The following is a 17,152-nucleotide window of genomic DNA, read 5'->3' as shown; positions in this document are numbered from 1 at the left end:
TTGTTATTAAAATTGGGTTGTTGTTATTCCTGAGTATATTGTGCATCCCACTCGTTACCATCATCTCCTTTATGTCCGTCCAATTTAATAACGAAACTTTTTGTAGGGAAATAAGGGGTCATACGGATATCAAGCCATACTCTGTCTTTATTGACTCTGTCCTGCTCGAAACGAACAATTTTGAACTTTTCAATCAATTTGTCCGGACCTTTGATATTGTCAAGGAAGGTTACAATCTGCCTTCTCAAATCGTCTTCGTTCTTGGCATTCCAGTTTTCGAAGGCTCTTCTGTTCAGGAAGTCAAGTAAAACTTTAGTTACGTAGTCGAATACACGTACTACTGAATAGGTCTGAAGACCGATGTTATCTCCTGTAAACAGTGTTTTAGCAGAGAATGCCATGATCTTACCATATTCGTTCACCATTGGAACAAGACCCATTTTTTCTAACTGAGAAATTTCGCTTTTCTTCAATTCGAATTTTACGGCATCTACTTCGTTGATATTACCATGCTTTTTACCTGCTGCCACCTGAGACATCAAAGTTTTGTGGATTTTTCCAGCTAATGAAGTGGAAGGCGGAAGCTCTACATTCTCTTCTTCTCCTACTTCTTCAGCTCTTCCTCTGCCCACAAGCCAGTTGCACGTCATAATAACGTTACTTCTGTGAAGCTCGCCTCCCGTAAGGTTTGCAGAGTGGAATAAGTCGACTACGTCATCCGGTTTATCCAGATTGGCGAAATCGGTGACCATCATTACTTTGTTCTCATTACAGATCTTTGCCCATTTTTCAATGACTTTGTTTGAGCCTAAATACCCAGGTATTGCCAGGATAGAATAGTTGTCTCTAAGATCTAAACGGTCGTAATAGTTTTTGAATTCTTCGGAAATAGCATCAATGAATAAAGGATTATCCAGATCTGAAACCTGCTCAAGGCTTGCATTAACGATGCTTACATTATCCACTTTATCCAGTTCTGTATTTTTATAGAACTGAGCTACAGTTCTGTAGTTGGTTTCCAACAGACGTACTGCATCAAGTGTATTTTTCAGGTTGGTCTTTAGATTCTGATCTGCTGCCTGCGCTTTGGTTTTGCAGGTATCTGCCATTTTATCTGCAGACTCATTTCCTTCTAAAAGACTCACCCAAAGGTTTATTTTTTGAAGAAGCTCTTTTCTTTCGTCTGATTTATTGGTGTCCGTCAGGAAAATTTCTTTCCTGGCTTTTCTTGTAGGGTTCATATTGGCGATACCGTCTACAACGGATTCAACAAAGCCAAAACCTCCTATTTTATTAAGCTCCGCAAGCGGGTTACCTTTCGGCTGCCCTGAGTGCTGCTGCTGACTCTGCTGTTGGCTTTCTTGTGCCTGTAATTTGCTATCCATGATTTGATTTAGTGTAAATAATTATTTTTCAAGTTCTTGTGCCACATCTTTCAATACTTCGATGAATGCAGCTCTGGTCTGTTCATTCTCAAGCATATTACGCAGAATCTTATTGGTCTTCAGCTGGCGTACGATTTTATTGTACTGCTCCTGTTCCATGCTAAGCTGCTGTAAATAGTCTGATTTCTGAGTAAGATTTCTAGGGGTAAAGTCTGCAAGATTCTGAAAACGGAATTCCTCTTCTACTACTCCACCATCTTCCGTCTCGTGCTGTACAGCTACGGATGGTTGAAAATGTCTGAAGACGTCGTCTACAGTTTTTAATCCTGTTACGATTTCAGGGGTATAAGATTCTTCTGTAGTAAGCTGGCTCACTATCAGCGATTTGTTTTCCTGTATTTCCTGAATAGCTTCATTAGCGTCTACTTTTACCTCGTTGCCGCCAACACCATAATTAAACATTGCCATATTATTGTTATTTTGAGATTTCTGATTTTGGTTTGGATCTGTCTTTGAGTAATTTACTGATGAATCAAATAAATTACCAATCCAATGTTTAAATTTAAAAAAAAACTGTAACATACAAAATTTTGTAAAGATTTTTCTTGAAATATTTAATTTAAGCTAATTTATATTTAACGTAAAATCATGACTTTACGATATCACTAAACTATGAAAAATAAATAAAATAAGCTGTGGGAAAATAAAAATAAATCTTTGTATGCTTTGCATTTATAAAAAAACATCAACCACGTATTAAAATAGGAATTCTTCCGGTATGAGGAAAAAAATTCTTTATATTTAAACAAAGTAACAGAGTCATGAAAGATGTAAAGATCGCATTTAGAAAACCAATATATCCTGTTTCAGAAGCATTAAATCAGTATTTGGAAAGACATAACAGAACGACTAAGATCCAGTTTTTATATGAAGATCTGCTGAGATTCAGCGACAGTGTAAATATTCTGGATAAGGAGGGCAAAGATACTTTGTGGCTTGGTGTATTGTATTCTGAGCATGAATTTAAAGAAATAGAGGCTAATTTAAATAAGATTTACACCCTTCTTCATTCCGATGGAGACGAGGCAACTTTGCCTTATCTGAAAGTGGATACGATCGACTTTTGTACTTTCGGAAACTCTAAACCTTTTCGAATTCGGGTGAGAAATATTCTCAATGACAATCATACTAATTTTTATATTAAACAGGCTGATGCTTCCCGTATCTATGGGCTGGAAATTGAAGATCTGCTTTCTCCCAACCGAATTAATTTCCTTATCCACAAAAATACCCTGATCGAAGAACATATCTTAGGAATTCCCGGAGATATTTTTATCCAGAAACATTTACAGAACTGTACAGAACTGGAAAAAGCACAGATTTCCAAGGAGTTTGTAAAATTCAATGAACGTTGCCTCATAGGACTGCTGGGTGACATGCGCTCTTATAATTATGTTATTATTCCCATTCACGATTTCGACCAGGTTATTTATAAAATTCGCCCCATCGATTTTGACCAGCAAAGCTATGAAGGGAATTTGAAAGTTTATCTTCCCCAATATTTTAAAGAAAACAACGCGATGGTTAGCATGGTACTGGAAAAACTGAAGCCTAATTCTATAGAGCAGTATCGTAAAGAAGTACGTTCACAAATTGTAAAAAGAGTAACCAGCAGCAAAAGCAGATTCAATGAACTTATTGCCATTATGAAAAAAGAAGATATTGCGCCGGAAGCCAATGTTACAGAGCTGAAAACAGCTTTGCAAAAACTTACCTACGACGTCAACTTCAAGTATTGTAAAACCATGGGTGACATTATTGAAACCGGAATAAATTTTGTCCTCCGGAATTATAAGAAAGCATATTAAAAAAAGAATCCATCTCACATTTAATGGGGATGGATTCTTTCTTTTCTAACAATTTTTGGTTATTCTACCAAATTTTTATTCTGTCCTGAGGCGCTTTATACATTTTGTCCCCAGGTTTAATATCAAATGCTTTGTTGAATGCGTCCTGATTGACCAGCGGCCCGAATGCCCTGAACACTCCCGGAGAGTGCGGATCGGTCTTCACCTGGTTAATCATATACTGGTCGGTAGATTTTGTTCTCCATACGGTTGCCCAGCTCATGAAAAATCTCTGATCCTGTGTAAATCCACTGATTTTTCCAGGGTTTCCTTTATCTTTCAGGTACATCTGAAGGGCATCATAGGCTACAGCTACTCCACCAAGGTCCCCGATGTTTTCACCGCTTGTAAATTTACCGTTTACAAAGCTTCCTTTTACCGGTTCGTAAGCGCTGTACTGAGCCGCCAGCTGTGCTACTTTCGCATCAAAATTCTTACGGTCTTCATCCGTCCACCAGTTGTTGAGGTTTCCGTCCCCGTCAAAACGCGAACCGCTGTCATCGAATCCGTGAGAGATCTCGTGTCCGATAACAGCACCGATTCCTCCGAAGTTTACGGCAGCATCAGCTTTAGGGTTATAGAAAGGAGGCTGAAGAATGGCCGCCGGGAAAACAATCTCATTGTTTGATCCGCTGTAGTAAGCATTTACAGTTTGCGGAGACATTCCCCATTCTGTTTTATCAACCGATTTTCCTACTTTATCAAGGCTTCTCTGATATTGCCATGCAGCTACGTTCTGAAGATTGGAGTATAGTGTTGCACCCTGTTTTGGAGATTCCACCTTTAACTGGGTATAATCTTTCCATTTGTCGGGATAAGCAATTTTCACAGTGAATTTAGACAGTTTTTCCTGAGCTTTCACTTTAGTGGCCGGAGACATCCAGTCCATATCGTTGATATGTGTTTTGAATGATTTTAAAATATAGTCAATATACATCTCCATCTGAGCTTTTGCTTCAGGAGTAAAATATTTTTCAACGTATAATTTTCCGAAAGCTTCACCAAGGACTCCATTCACAAGGCTAAGCCCTCTTTTGTCCATCGGGCGCTGCTCTTTCTGGCCCTGAAGATACTTTGAATAGAAATCGAATCTGATCTGCTCAAGCTTATCATCAAGATTGCTGGCATTCCCGTTAATTAAATGGTATTTCAGATAATCTTTTAACAGAGGAAGATTTTTTTCAGTGATGAACTGATCCATATTCTGATAATATTTCAGTTCTCCGATGATTACTTTATCGGTATTTACACCTGCATCCTTCAGATATTTAGCCAGGTTGACATTTTTAACCAGCCCTGGAAGTTCAGCTACATTTTTAGGGTTATATCTCAGGTTGGCATCTCTGTTCTGCTCCAGAGTCAACAGGTAGTTGGCTAGCTGCTTTTCAAATGTCACTACATTCTGCGCAGCCTGTGCTGAATTTTTATTTCCTAAAACATCGAATAATTTCCCGACATACATCTGGTATTCTGCTAAGGTTTTAGTATTGGCATCATTTACTTTCTGATAGTAATCTCTTCCTAATCCAAGATCCGGACCGCCAAGATATACTGCATTCATTTTAGAGTTCTTCATGTCTGCGCTTACCCTCCAGCCGTAAAAGGAATTGTCTCCTAACTTTGTGGCTTCAAGAAGGTATTTCTGCAGGTCATTAAGGTTTTTGATCGCCTCAATTTTTGATAAATCTCCTTTGATTGGAGCCAATCCATCTGCATTCCTTTTGTTTACATCCATGAAAGATGCGTATAGATTCTGAATTTTCTGGCCTTCTGAACCTTCAGAATATGTTTCGGATAAAATTTTATTCAGAATATCCAGAGAAGCATCATCTACATTTTCTCTCAACGCATTGAAAGAACCCCAGCTCGCTTTATCGGAAGGAATCTGGGTAGTTTTCACCCAATTTCCGTTCACATAGCTAAAAAAGTCATCCTGCGGGCGGACGCTTTTATCCATATAAGATAAATTGATTCCTTCTTCTTTTAATTCTTCTTTCACAGGCTCTGCAACAGCAACCGTAGTTTCAGTTTTTGTAGCAGCAGTTTTAGCCGTTCCGCATGAGTTTAAAAATACAATGCCGGAAAGAGCAAGTATTCCAATATTTAGCTTTTTCATTAAAGATAATTTTTGATTTAACACAAACTTACCAAATATACAAAATTATGTTAATCCTTATTTAGTTTATTTCAACACTTTACCATATATTCTAATCTAGAATTATCAAATAATTAACCCTGAATAAAATAATTATTCAGGGTTAATAACTAATATAATATGCTTTAAATTAAACGTACTTCACCTTTTACACTAATTATATCTCCGCTTTCATAGCTGCCTCCTTGTATATCAATAAAGCCATCAGAATTAACAATAGATTTCAGTCCTCCGGTAACAGATATTCCACTGCTTCCAAATTCATAGAATACATTTCCTATAAAAAATCCTTTATAATACTTTACCACTGAACCTACGTATACTTCTAAATTGACATATACAATCTGAGTCCATGTATGCTTAATTTTAGTTTTAACGTGTACTAAATTAGATAATGAAGAGTCTACTTCAAAGCCAGAGGTTCCATCATAACCATGGGTATATTGGCCTGAGTAGTTTCCAGGAATCAATCCTTTTGCATTTTGAATATTGGCTAAGTAGGTTGGGAATTTTGCTTTCCCATTAATATTAAAATTAGCTCCGAAATCATCGGTAAGAAGATTATTAATAGAATCACTTTGAACAGGGTTGAAACTCATTTCCATACCATATCCATAATTATTCTCGATATTTTCGAACAATTGATCATAACCAGACATTCCTATAAAGGTATTATTTGACAATAAATGAATATTATTCATTGGCAAGCCTGTATATTTTATAAGCCTATGGTTTGGACTTACAAATCTAATATAATTATTATCTATGGTGAAATTATATATATAACTATTAAATTCAAAAGCTCTGTCGAAGCCTTCAAGATATGAGTTAACAATTGAACAATTAAACACATACGAATTAAATTGAATTCCGGTTGTAACACCTTCAATGGATATTGCATCAAAATGACATGCTGTTAAAGGACCGTCAAACTTATAACCAACTAAAGAATTTGCCGCCACTAATGAACGAAAAACATTTAAGTTCATATCTCCTGAAAAGATAAAACGTTCACCTATTCTTGCTTCATTGTGGTGAGTTGTCCTTAAATCTTCAAAAACTGTATAATAGTTATTGATCGATTTCAGCAAAGTTGAAAAATTCTGAGAAGAAATATTATAGATTTCACAACCTTGATGCCAGTCTTTAATCATCAAAGCTGGAGAAGTTACATCATACAAAGTCGTTAACAGAGAAAAGTTCCGAAATTTAATTCCAAAACACATTTTATAATCTTTATCTGTCCCTATTGCACTTACCAATGTTCCTTGATTATAATACCCTGATTCAAATACCGTAAAATCAGACAGTACCAAAAACACAGATTCATTAAAATCGTAGGTTTTAGACAAAAAGGTTGGATCATCATTCTGAGGGATATAGATCGTTTTAGTAACAAGATAAGTACCTTTACCCGCAGTAACTGATAATTTAAATTGATCTGCCGAAATAAAAGCCTGCTGAATTGCATCTGAACAATCAGTAACACCATCCGGCAGCGCTCCAAACCATCTGATATCGACTCTGCTGTCTTCCAAAACTCTTCTGTAATAAACGCTTCCAACCTTTTTGTAAAGAATATCGTCACAATATGCATCTATAATAATGTCGCCATTATACGTTTTATCCGTTTCTATAAAAGTTGTCCATTCTCCTATGTAAGGATCATTAATTTCAATTGTATTCATTTTGTTAAATTTTAATGTTGATAAAATTCTTGCAAGAACTTCTGAAATCAAAGGTATAGGAGTGTAGCGACAGAACACGTCGTGTAATAAACTATGACATAGCCTCTTTTAAAAACAAAAACCGCTCATTGCTGAGCGGCTTGTTATTTTTACCAGATTTTGATTCTGTCTTCCGGAGTTTTGTATAATTTGTCTCCTTTTTTCACATCAAATGCTTTATAGAAAGCATCAACGTTGATGAGTGGACCGAAACTTCTGAAGTATCCCGGAGAGTGCGGGTCAGTTTTTACCTGGTTCACCATATATTTTTCACTGGATAAAGTTCTCCAAACGGTTGCCCAGCTTAGGAAGAATCTCTGATCCTGAGAGAATCCACTGATCTTCCCTGGATTTCCTTTATCTTTCAGGTACATTTGAAGTGCATCGTAAGCAATATTTACTCCTCCTAAGTCAGCGATATTTTCACCGTTTGTGAAGGTACCGTTTACGAAAGTTCCTTTTACAGGCTCGTATTTGTCATACTGAGCAGCAAGAGCTTTAGTTGCTTTCTCGAAGTTGGCCTTATCTTCCGGCGTCCACCAGTCTACCAGGTTTCCGTCTGCATCAAACTGGGCTCCTGAATCATCAAATCCATGACTCATTTCGTGTCCGATAACAGCACCGATTCCTCCGAAGTTTACGGCAGCATCAGCTTTAGGATTGAAAAAAGGTGGCTGAAGAATTGCAGCAGGGAAAACGATTTCGTTATTTACCGGGTTATAGTAAGCATTTACCGTTTGCGGCGTCATCCCCCATTCTGTTTTGTCCACAGCTTTACCGATTTTTGCAAGATCTTTATTGTACTGCCATTCGGAAATATTCTGAAGATTGCTGTATAGATTTCCACCTTTAGCTTCAGAAACGATATCTAATTTTGAATAGTCTTTCCATTTGTCCGGGTAAGCAACTTTTACTGTAAACTTGTTCAGTTTGTTCATTGCTTTTTCTTTCGTTGTAGAAGACATCCACGCTAAATTATTGATATGAACCGCAAAGCTTTTCTTTAAATAGTCGATCAGTTCCACCATCTGTGCTTTCGCTTCAGCAGGGAAGTATTTTTCAACGTATAATTTTCCGAAAGCTTCACCAAGTGTACCATTGATCAATTCAAAACCTCTCTTGTTCAATGCTCTCTGCTCCTGCTGACCTCTCAGGTATTTACCATAGAAGTCAAATCTCATATTCCCCAATTTCTCACTCAGGTAAGATGAACTTCCGTGAATCATGTGGAATTTTAAATAATCCTTAATCACAGGAAGGTTCTGAGCAGACACCAATTTATCGAATTCTTTGTAATATCCAATTTCTCCGATGATCACTTTATCTGTAGTTACTCCTACTTTTTTAAGGTAAGCAGGGATATCAACACCTTTTACCAATGTTGAAAGCTCAGCCATTGTTTTAGGGTTGTACTGCAGTGTATTGTCACGGCTCTGTTCGTTGGTAAGATATGTTTTTGCAATGCTTTTTTCGTAATCAACGATTCCTTTTGCCGCTGCATCAGCATTTTTGTAGCCTAATTCTTTAAGCATGGAAGCTACATATTTCTGATATTCAGCAAGAGCTTCAGTATTTTTTTCGTTTACTTTCTGATAATAATCTCTTCCTAATCCCAAAGAAGCATTTCCTAAGTACACGGCATTCATTTTAGAATCTTTAAGATCTGCATCAACACCCCATCCGTACAAAGTATTTTCTCCGTCTTTTGTTACAGATATCAAATAGTTCTGAAGATCAGCCAGATTTTTAATCGCATCAATTTTATTCAGATTAGCCTGAATAGGTTTGATTCCGTCTGCATTTCTCTTCTGCATATTCATATAAGTAGCATACAGATCCTGGATTTTCTTCCCCTCGCTTCCATCTTCAAATTTATCTTTCAGAAGAGAGTTCAGAATAGTCATTGAGTTATTATCTGTATCTTCTGCCAGTTTGTTGAAACTTCCCCAGGTCGGCTTATCGGATGGAATTTTAGCGGTTTTCATCCAAGTTCCGCTTACGTAGTTATAAAAATCATCCTGCGGACGTACAGAAGTGTCCATAAGGCTAATATCCAAGCCTTTATCTGTGCTGTTAACTGCTGTTTTCACGGCTTTTGCCTGTCCGTTCACTGTATTAAGTGAGCAAACTCCTGCCAGTAAAAACAAAGAAAGCGTTAGTTTTTTCATTATGATAGCAAATTTATAGTATATGTCTGTCTTTTTTATAATCTGTTACAATTCTTTTCAATAAAAAATTAACAATTATAATTTTTTATTATTTTAGTAAAAAACTACTCCGAAATCAATAGGCCTACCAGATCCTGAATGATCTTCTGGGAAACGAAATTCATAAAATCAAGTCTGTCCAGATGAGGCATATACAGTTTTGAAGTGACTTCTTTGTCTTTGATCCGTATGGTATAAAAAACGGTTCCCACTTCTTTACCGTCCTCACCTTTACCAGGGCCCGCAACACCTGTTGTGGACATGGAAATATCGGAGTCAAATAATTTCTGGCATCCTTTTGCCATTTCGCTGGCCACCTGCTCGCTTACCACTGTAAATTCATCTACAGTCTGCTGGGAGACTTTTAAAATTTCTATTTTCTTTTCTGTGGCGTAAGGTACAATTCCCCCTACAAAATATTTTGAGCTTCCTGAATTGGATGTGATCATTCTTGCCAGCTCACCTCCGGTACAGCTTTCTGCAGTGGAAATAGTCAGTGTTCTATCGTTAAGCATCTCTGCCAGAATTTTTTCTATTTTGTCTTCCGACACGGCGATAACGTGATCACCTACCAAAGGAAGAAGCTTCTGGATTTCATCTTCTGCCTGCTGTTTCAGAGCAGCTTCGTTATCTCCTGAAGCAGTCAGCCTCAATTTCACACGTGTTCCTACCGGAAGATAAGACAATGCAAGATTTTCAGGAAGGGCAAGCTCCCATTGTTCAATAATATCTGCGAGAATACTTTCGGGAATGCCTACTACAGAAACTATCCTGGTATGGATATAGTAAAGATTGAATTTTTCTTTTAAATAAGGAATGATTTGTTCCCTGATCAACGGTTTCACTTCATAAGGAACCCCGGGAAGGCTGAAACATAATTTTCCGTCCTGCTCCATCATCATACATGGTGCGGTTCCGAAATGATTTTGAAAAACAACCGATTTTGTAGGAACAAAAGCCTGTTCTCTGTTTCTTTCAAGGATATCCAGGCGGCCGCGTCTTTCCATATAGTTTTTAAGATGGTTGAAGGTTGCCTCATCCAGTGCAATTTCATCATTAAAATATTCAGCCAGTGCTTTTTTGGTTTTATCATCTCTTGTCGGGCCCAAGCCGCCTGTTGTAATGACAAGGTCTCCAATTTCAAAAGCAGTTTTTAAAGTATTTTTAATAATGGCAATCTCGTCTGAAATTGTAAAAATCTGTGTAACCTGTATGCCTATGCTTTTAAGTTCTGCGGCAATAAAATTAGAATTGGTATCAATGGTGTTCCCGGAAAGGATTTCATCACCTATAGTAATCAGAACAGCTTTTTCCATATATAAATTCTTGAAAGAAAATGTCCTGCAAATGACGTAAAAATCTGCGGCTATGACAACATAAAATGATTTTTTTTATCTTTGGCTGATACTGTTTAAAACTATAACTATTTCGCGATAGCGAAGGTATGGGGTCTGAGTGCTATAGGATTTTTAAAGCAAATTTGAGTTATGAATTTTCATGTTTGGATTCGAGCTTTTTGGTTAAAGAGTCTGGGCATGTTAAATAATCCTCTAAACCTTAACCTCAGTCTGAGATTTTACCTCTAAAAAAGTTCACATTTCACTTGCAAAGCAAAATTCACAATTGGTATTTTCTCTAAAATAGTGATTTCTAAATTACTGATTATGCCTTACCCAAATAAGCTCATCGGTATTATATCCTAATCTTTTCGCTTTTTCGAGGAAACGCTGTCTTATGCTTTCAGGAATAGAGGTTGTCCTGGATAGAATCCAAAGGTATTTTACGCTGCTTCCTGCTATCAAGGCGTATTGATAATCTTCATCGATATCAATTACATTATAACCGGCCCAGATTGGTTTGAAGAATGAAACCTTAAGGCGGGCTTCGGTTTTATCTTTTACAAACCTGGCTTCTCCGATGGATTCTTTCCATTCTTTTTTAACATAATCATAGCCTTTATTGCGGACACTGATGGAACCGTTTGAATTTTCGGAATATTCGGCGGTGACGTTATCCATATGTTTCTCAAACCTGTAATCGAAACGGGCAATTTCGTACCATCTTCCAAGATATTTTTTAGCATCAAAATTATTGACGGCAACAGCTCCTTTTGTAATTCCGGGAGAACAGGAATTGTAAACAACCAGCCCCAGAAGACCTAATGTAACCGGAACCGCAATTTTCTGAAGAGTTTTCATAATTGGATATTTTGCGTGATTGCGGTGAAAACTTCAAAAATAATGCCTTTAAGCTGTTAAGGAAAGAAATTCTAGGAAAAGACTTTCAGGAAATTATCTTTAAAACTGCCTGAAACCTCAATTTCCGTATCATCTGAAAGCATTACAGTTCCACTTTTATGGTAAGATTTTACAAATCCTGCATTGATGATATGGGAGCGGTGAACTCTTACAAAAGGATTTTCCAGCAGGTCATCGAAATGTTTCAGGAAACGGCAGACCATCTTTTTTGAGCCGTCGGTAAGGTAAACCTGTGTGAAATTTCCGTCTGCCTGCAGCCTTAGGATATCTTCAGTTTTTACAACATCAAATCCCTGAAGTGTAGGAAGAATGAGCTGTTGTTTTTCAGGTTTCAATTTTAAATTTTCGAGAAGTATTTTATTACGGTTGAGCTCTTCTTTACTTTCAAGGCTTTCTGCCACCTTATTTACTGCAAGAATGAGTTCCTGAATATCTATCGGTTTTAGAATATAATAACTGGCCGATTTATTAAGTGCCTGTAGTGAATATTGAGAAAATGCTGTAATGAAGATAGTTTCGTAGGAAAATTCTTTGGTAGCTTCCAACACGTCAAAGGCATTTCCGAAAGGCATTTCTACATCCAGGAAGACCAATTGCGGCTGTTTTTCAGCAATCAGGGGAACGGCTTCTTTGATATTTTCTGCCTCTCCTACAATTTCTACCTGCGGGCAGTATTTCGTGATATAATTTCTGAGAACTTCTCTTGCAATGATCTCATCGTCTACGATTATGGATTGTATTTTCATTTTTTCAGGTTAGAGGTTACAGATATTAGATAACAGGTCTTAAGTGGTGAATGGATTTACTGATATTTACCGTTTTTGAATTCAGGATCTGACAGGAAGTTTTTTTAAGGCTTTCATTGTTTTAAATAAGATTAATTTTTAAGGTAACCAAAACGCCACTGCTATTTTCTTTGTCTTTTACAGAGCAGGTAATATCTTTTTTATACAAATCATTCAGGAGCTGAATTCTTTCGAGTGTATTTTTCATTCCGCGGCCTTCTCTTGCTTTCTGGTGTTCGGTTTTTTGCTTTTTGCTTTCTTCAATACCTATTCCGTTGTCTTCAATGGTGATTTTTAAATGCTGGTCTTCTTTTTCAAAGCTTAATTTCAAAAATCCTTTTTCACTTCTGTAGCGCAGTCCGTGCCAGACCGCATTTTCAAGGAACGGCTGGACAAGCATTCCTGGAATTTTCAGGCTTTGCATATTCAGGCTTTCGTCTACCCTAATTTCATAATCAAATTTATCGACAAAACGTGTCTTTTCGAGAGCAAGATAATTCTGAAGCAAATCCAGCTCCTGCTGAAGAGGAATGAAATCTTCGGTGGAATTTTCCATGACGCCACGCATTAATTTAGAGAATTTCGTAAGATACTGGTTAGCTTCCAGTTCGTTATTTGTCGCGATAAAATGATTGACGCTGTTTAAGCTGTTAAAGATAAAATGCGGATTCATTTCACGCCGTAATGACTGCAGGGCGATTTTTTTATTTTTAATCTGAACTTTCTTCAGCGTTCTGAAGATAAAGATAATCAGTCCGGTTAACAGGATCAGAACTCCGATCAGGCTGTAATTAAAGACATTTTTCTTACGGATCAGCTGATCTTTCAGCTCTTTTTCCTTTTCAAGCTGTGAAATTCTCTGCTCAGTATCTTCCAGAATTTTATTATCTACCAGGCTTCTGTCTTTGGACACAATATCCGGAAGTTTCCCAAGGAAATCGCGATACAGTGACACTGAGGCATCCGTATTTCCTGTTATACTGTATAGGCTGTCCAGTCGTTTTACGCTTTTCTGAGCTTCAAGTGTATGCCCTTTCTCCAGAGCAATTCCGTAAGCATTTTTTAATAATACCACAGCCTCTTCCGGATCATTCTTCTTTATATAAATATCAGCCAGCTCCTGGATCTGATTGACCTTTTCCTGTGAATTTTCTTTGACAAAATCTTCTTTCAGGACTTTCTTTTTGGCCTCAATGGCTTTTTCAAAATTTCTGTTTTCAACATAGAAATTGGTCAGTTTCTGATTAATTTCCAATGCCTGCTGAGGAGCTTCTTTTTTAGAAAGAACATAAGCATTGTTGAGGTTTTCTTCTGCTTTAGGAATATCTTTCTGCTGTATATTAACATCTGCCATCTGGCTGTAACTTGCTGCCAGATCGCCTTTATCTTTTGTTTTAAGACCTATATTGATATTATCCTGAATGGCCTCTACCTTCTGTTCAGCGTTGGGAGAAGAAAGCCTTGCCGCATCATTGGTATTGACCGCTCTGCTTTTTTCATTGTAACTCATCTCGGCCGCCATGCTGTAATTGCTGATGGCCGGAGTTATTTTGTTTTGCTTTTCCTGTGACTGGGCAATTTTCCGGGTGACAGATTCGAGATTTTTCTTATCGTTAAGGTTTTTGTAAATGGTTCTGGCTTTGACTAAAAACTCTTCGCTCTTGGCATAATTCCCTTGATTGTAGTAATTATTAGCAATTCCTACATAGGTATCGGCAACACCTTTGTTATCGTTATTGTCCACTGCTTTTCTGAGTCTGACCGCAGATTTGTAGGCCTGAGTAACCTGCATGGAATCCTGTGCTGTACAAAAATTTCCTACAGCAAGCATGAAGATAAACAGTATTTTAAAAACTAATTTCACAAATTTCAGATCTTGAATGCAAAGTAAGTAAAACTTTAGGGATCCTTTCCTATTCTTTACCAAGTCAAAACTTCATTTCACCCAGTTTGCCCAATTAAAAATCAATCTTTCCTCTTTACATGCTCCTTAAATTCTGTAACAGAGGGCAGTGCGTCTTTTCTTATATTTGTATTGTTACTTTATCCCAAACTCATGAGCAAAAAATTCCAGATCGCATTGGCCGCCTTTTTCTGTATGAGCATTTTGCATGCGCAGATTTATATTGAAAATGTAACTGTTGTAGATGTTATTCACAAAAAACTGATTCCTGCCCAGACTGTTGTCTTTTCAGGAAAGCCAATTACAGCAATAAAATCCAGCAGACAGATCAAAATTCCAAAGAATTCCCATGTTATTGATGGTAAAGGTAAATACCTAATGCCTGGAATGACGGATGCACACGTCCATTTTTTCCAGAGCGGCGGTCTGTATACAAGGCCGGATGCCCTTGATCTCAGAAAACATGTTCCTTATGAAAAAGAGATCAGCTGGAGCCATCATAATATGGAAGGTCTTCTGCAGCGTTATCTTAAAATGGGAATGACGTCAGTGATTGATCCCGGGGCAACGTATAATTTGCTAAAACTCAGGGATTCTTTGAAAGAGAATGTACGCCTGCCTTCAGTGTATATGTCGGGACCACTCATTACTACTTATGAACCTGAAGCTTTTAAAAATCTTAATAAAGATGAGCCTTTCAGACTGCTTTCGTCTGTTGAGGAAGCTAAGAAACTAGTTCAGGAACAGATTCCTTATCAACCTGATTTTATTAAGATATGGTATATTGTAACGGGAGATGCGCAGAAAAAGAAAGAACAGGCAAAGGAATTGGAACCTGCTATAAAAGCAGTTATTGACGAAGCTCATAAAAATAATTTAAAGGTTGCCATTCATGCAACAGAACGCTTCACCGCAGAAACAGCCGTACAAAACGGTGCCGATTTCCTGGTACACAATATAGAGGATGAATTGATTTCTGATGATTTTATAAAGCTTTTAAAATCAAAAAAGGTTATTGTATGCCCTACCCTTACGGTAATGGATAATTATTATGATACTTACGGACAAAAGAAGACCTACAATACTTATGAGCTGGAAAATTCCCATCCTGAAAGCATTGGCTCCATGTATGACCTGAAGCACCTTACACAAACGTCAGACTCTGTTATGCTTAATAAGCGTAAAGCAAGGTTCAGTGAGCCGAAGATCAAAGCTTATATTTCAAAAACGGACTCCATCAGAACTGTCAATCTCAAAAAAATGGCTGAAGGAGGTGTAACAATCGCTGCTGGTACGGACGCCGGAAATATCGGAACGCAACATGCATCATCATTTATCACAGAACTTAAGGCCATGAAGGAAAGCGGGATGGATGAATGGCAGATTCTTCAGTCGGCAACCATTAATCCTGCGAAAATCCTTAATAAAGAAAAGGAATCCGGCAGCATTGAAGTGGGAAAAGCAGCGGATCTTGTTTTACTGAATTCAAATCCTGTTGAAAATCTGGACCACCTTACTGATATTGATGCGGTTATAAAAAGTGGACTTCCTATAGACCGGGAAAGAATTGTAAAAGTGACACCGGAATCTCTGGCTCAGCAGCAGGTGAATGCTTATAATGCAAGAAATATTGAAGCATTTCTGGAGCCTTATGCAGAGGACGTAGAACTGTATTTGTTTCCCGGAAAGCTGATCAGCAAAGGAAAGGAAGCCATGAGAAAATCCTATTCCAGTCTGTTTGATAAATCTCCGGATCTGCATTGCGAAGTCAAGCAGAGGATTGTGAATCTTAATTCTGTTATTGATAAAGAGAGCGTTTCGGGCCTGAGACCTGGTGTAAAGACTGAAGCAACAGCTATTTACGAAATTAAAAACGATAAAATATCGAAGGTTTACTTTATCTATTAATCATTTTTGAACCATTCCGGATAGTTTAAATCACATTTAAAAAATTTGAAAAGACGATTCTCACAGGGATCGTCTTTTTTTGTGACCTCCACCAAGTGAAAACCTTATTTCACCAAGTCTCTCCATTTTCGGTTTCAGATCGCAGTAATTTTACTTCAGAATTTAAAACAAGAAATTATGAAATTGAGACATTTTTTATTGATCGGAATCTTTACCCTGGGAACTTTTGCAAATGCACAGGAGATAAAGAAAAATGCAATTGAAGTTACAGGTATTGCAGAAATGGAAGTAGAACCGGATGAGATCATCTTCAGCATCGGCATCAAAGCGGATAACAAGAATGAGTTGGCAGACAATGAAAAGAAGCTGTTTGAAACATTAAAGAAATACGGCGTGAAGAATGAAGACATCAAATTTAAATCCATGTACCAGAATGTATATGCTAAAAATGGAAAATTCACGAAGAGCTACCAGTTCAAAGCCAATACAAAATCGGATATCAACAAAATATTTGAAGACCTCAACCAGAAATGGGTAAGCAATCTGAATGTGGCCGAAGTGAAGAACACTAAAATTTCTGATTTTAAGAAAACTGTTAAGATCAATGCCCTAAAAGCAGCAAAGGAAAAGGCAGATTACCTGTTGGAGAGTATGGGCAAAAAGACAGGAGCTCCTCTTGAGATTATCGAAATTGAAGATTACACCAGCGATACGGTTCTTCCTGTAGCCTATAAAAGCAGCATCAGAAATGTACAGCTGGAAGCGGCAGATACTGCGGTAGATTTTTCTTTTGACAATATCGAAAATATCAAGCTGAAATACAGCATCAAAACGAGATACGAAATCCTTTAGAATTAACAGATTTAAAAGACAGTCCGGAAGGGCTGTTTTTTTGTCTTAAACAGTTTTTAAAGTTC

Annotated in this window: 12 protein-coding genes; 3 read left to right on the top strand and 9 right to left on the bottom strand. The window is 37.4% G+C overall.

Annotated elements, in window-relative coordinates; all coding sequences use genetic code 11:
• Positions 1-23: 23 nt before the first annotated feature.
• Together LC418_RS07240 and LC418_RS07235 are read right to left on the bottom strand one after the other, a co-directional pair.
• Positions 24-1,385, bottom strand: coding sequence for a DUF5458 family protein (locus tag LC418_RS07240; protein ID WP_111956046.1), 1,362 nt, complete (start codon positions 1,383-1,385; stop codon positions 24-26).
• Positions 1,386-1,406: 21 nt separating this feature from the next.
• A complete protein-coding gene (locus LC418_RS07235; RefSeq protein WP_223558606.1) occupies positions 1,407-1,853 on the bottom strand; it encodes a type VI secretion system contractile sheath small subunit in 447 nt (148 codons plus the stop codon).
• 353 nt (positions 1,854-2,206) lie between these two features.
• On the opposite strand from LC418_RS07235, the gene LC418_RS07230 reads away from it, so the two are divergent.
• Positions 2,207-3,253 (top strand): hypothetical protein, encoded by a 1,047-nt coding sequence (locus LC418_RS07230; RefSeq protein WP_223558605.1) that lies wholly within the window; start codon positions 2,207-2,209, stop codon positions 3,251-3,253.
• Positions 3,254-3,317: 64 nt separating this feature from the next.
• On the opposite strand, the gene LC418_RS07225 is transcribed toward LC418_RS07230, so the two are convergent.
• From LC418_RS07225 to LC418_RS07195, 7 genes are all read right to left on the bottom strand, one after another.
• Positions 3,318-5,408 (bottom strand): M13 family metallopeptidase, encoded by a 2,091-nt coding sequence (locus LC418_RS07225; RefSeq protein WP_223558604.1) that lies wholly within the window; start codon positions 5,406-5,408, stop codon positions 3,318-3,320.
• 164 nt (positions 5,409-5,572) lie between these two features.
• A complete protein-coding gene (locus LC418_RS07220) occupies positions 5,573-7,135 on the bottom strand; it encodes a glycoside hydrolase family 55 protein (RefSeq protein ID WP_223558603.1) in 1,563 nt (520 codons plus the stop codon).
• 149 nt (positions 7,136-7,284) lie between these two features.
• Entirely contained in the window at positions 7,285-9,342 is a 2,058-nt protein-coding gene (locus LC418_RS07215; RefSeq protein ID WP_111956036.1) for a M13 family metallopeptidase, read from the bottom strand.
• Between the two features lie 104 nt (positions 9,343-9,446).
• On the bottom strand, positions 9,447-10,697 hold the full coding sequence (locus tag LC418_RS07210; protein ID WP_223558602.1) for a CinA family nicotinamide mononucleotide deamidase-related protein: 1,251 nt from the start codon (positions 10,695-10,697) through the stop codon (positions 9,447-9,449).
• A 339-nt stretch (positions 10,698-11,036) separates the two neighbouring features.
• Complete coding sequence (locus LC418_RS07205) at positions 11,037-11,579, bottom strand: lipocalin family protein (RefSeq protein ID WP_111956032.1); 543 nt, start codon at positions 11,577-11,579, stop codon at positions 11,037-11,039.
• 71 nt (positions 11,580-11,650) lie between these two features.
• Complete coding sequence (locus tag LC418_RS07200; RefSeq protein ID WP_111956030.1) at positions 11,651-12,385, bottom strand: LytR/AlgR family response regulator transcription factor; 735 nt, start codon at positions 12,383-12,385, stop codon at positions 11,651-11,653.
• 121 nt (positions 12,386-12,506) lie between these two features.
• Positions 12,507-14,288: a histidine kinase gene (locus LC418_RS07195; protein WP_223558601.1), complete on the bottom strand. Its 1,782-nt coding sequence runs from the start codon at positions 14,286-14,288 to the stop codon at positions 12,507-12,509.
• Between the two features lie 192 nt (positions 14,289-14,480).
• Here LC418_RS07195 and LC418_RS07190 point away from each other — a divergent pair, with 192 nt between their 5' ends.
• Positions 14,481-16,235 carry an amidohydrolase family protein gene (locus tag LC418_RS07190; RefSeq protein WP_223558600.1) on the top strand — a complete coding sequence of 585 codons (1,755 nt, stop codon included), beginning with the start codon at positions 14,481-14,483 and terminating at the stop codon, positions 16,233-16,235.
• A gap of 177 nt (positions 16,236-16,412) precedes the next feature.
• Positions 16,413-17,087: an SIMPL domain-containing protein gene (locus LC418_RS07185; RefSeq protein WP_111956026.1), complete on the top strand. Its 675-nt coding sequence runs from the start codon at positions 16,413-16,415 to the stop codon at positions 17,085-17,087.
• Positions 17,088-17,152: the final 65 nt, after the last annotated feature.

The sequence above is a fragment of the Chryseobacterium lathyri genome (assembly GCF_019970085.1).
Lineage (GTDB): Bacteria > Bacteroidota > Bacteroidia > Flavobacteriales > Weeksellaceae > Chryseobacterium > Chryseobacterium lathyri.
Note: the sequence above shows the minus strand (reverse complement) of the source record. Positions and strands in the feature narration are given on the sequence as shown.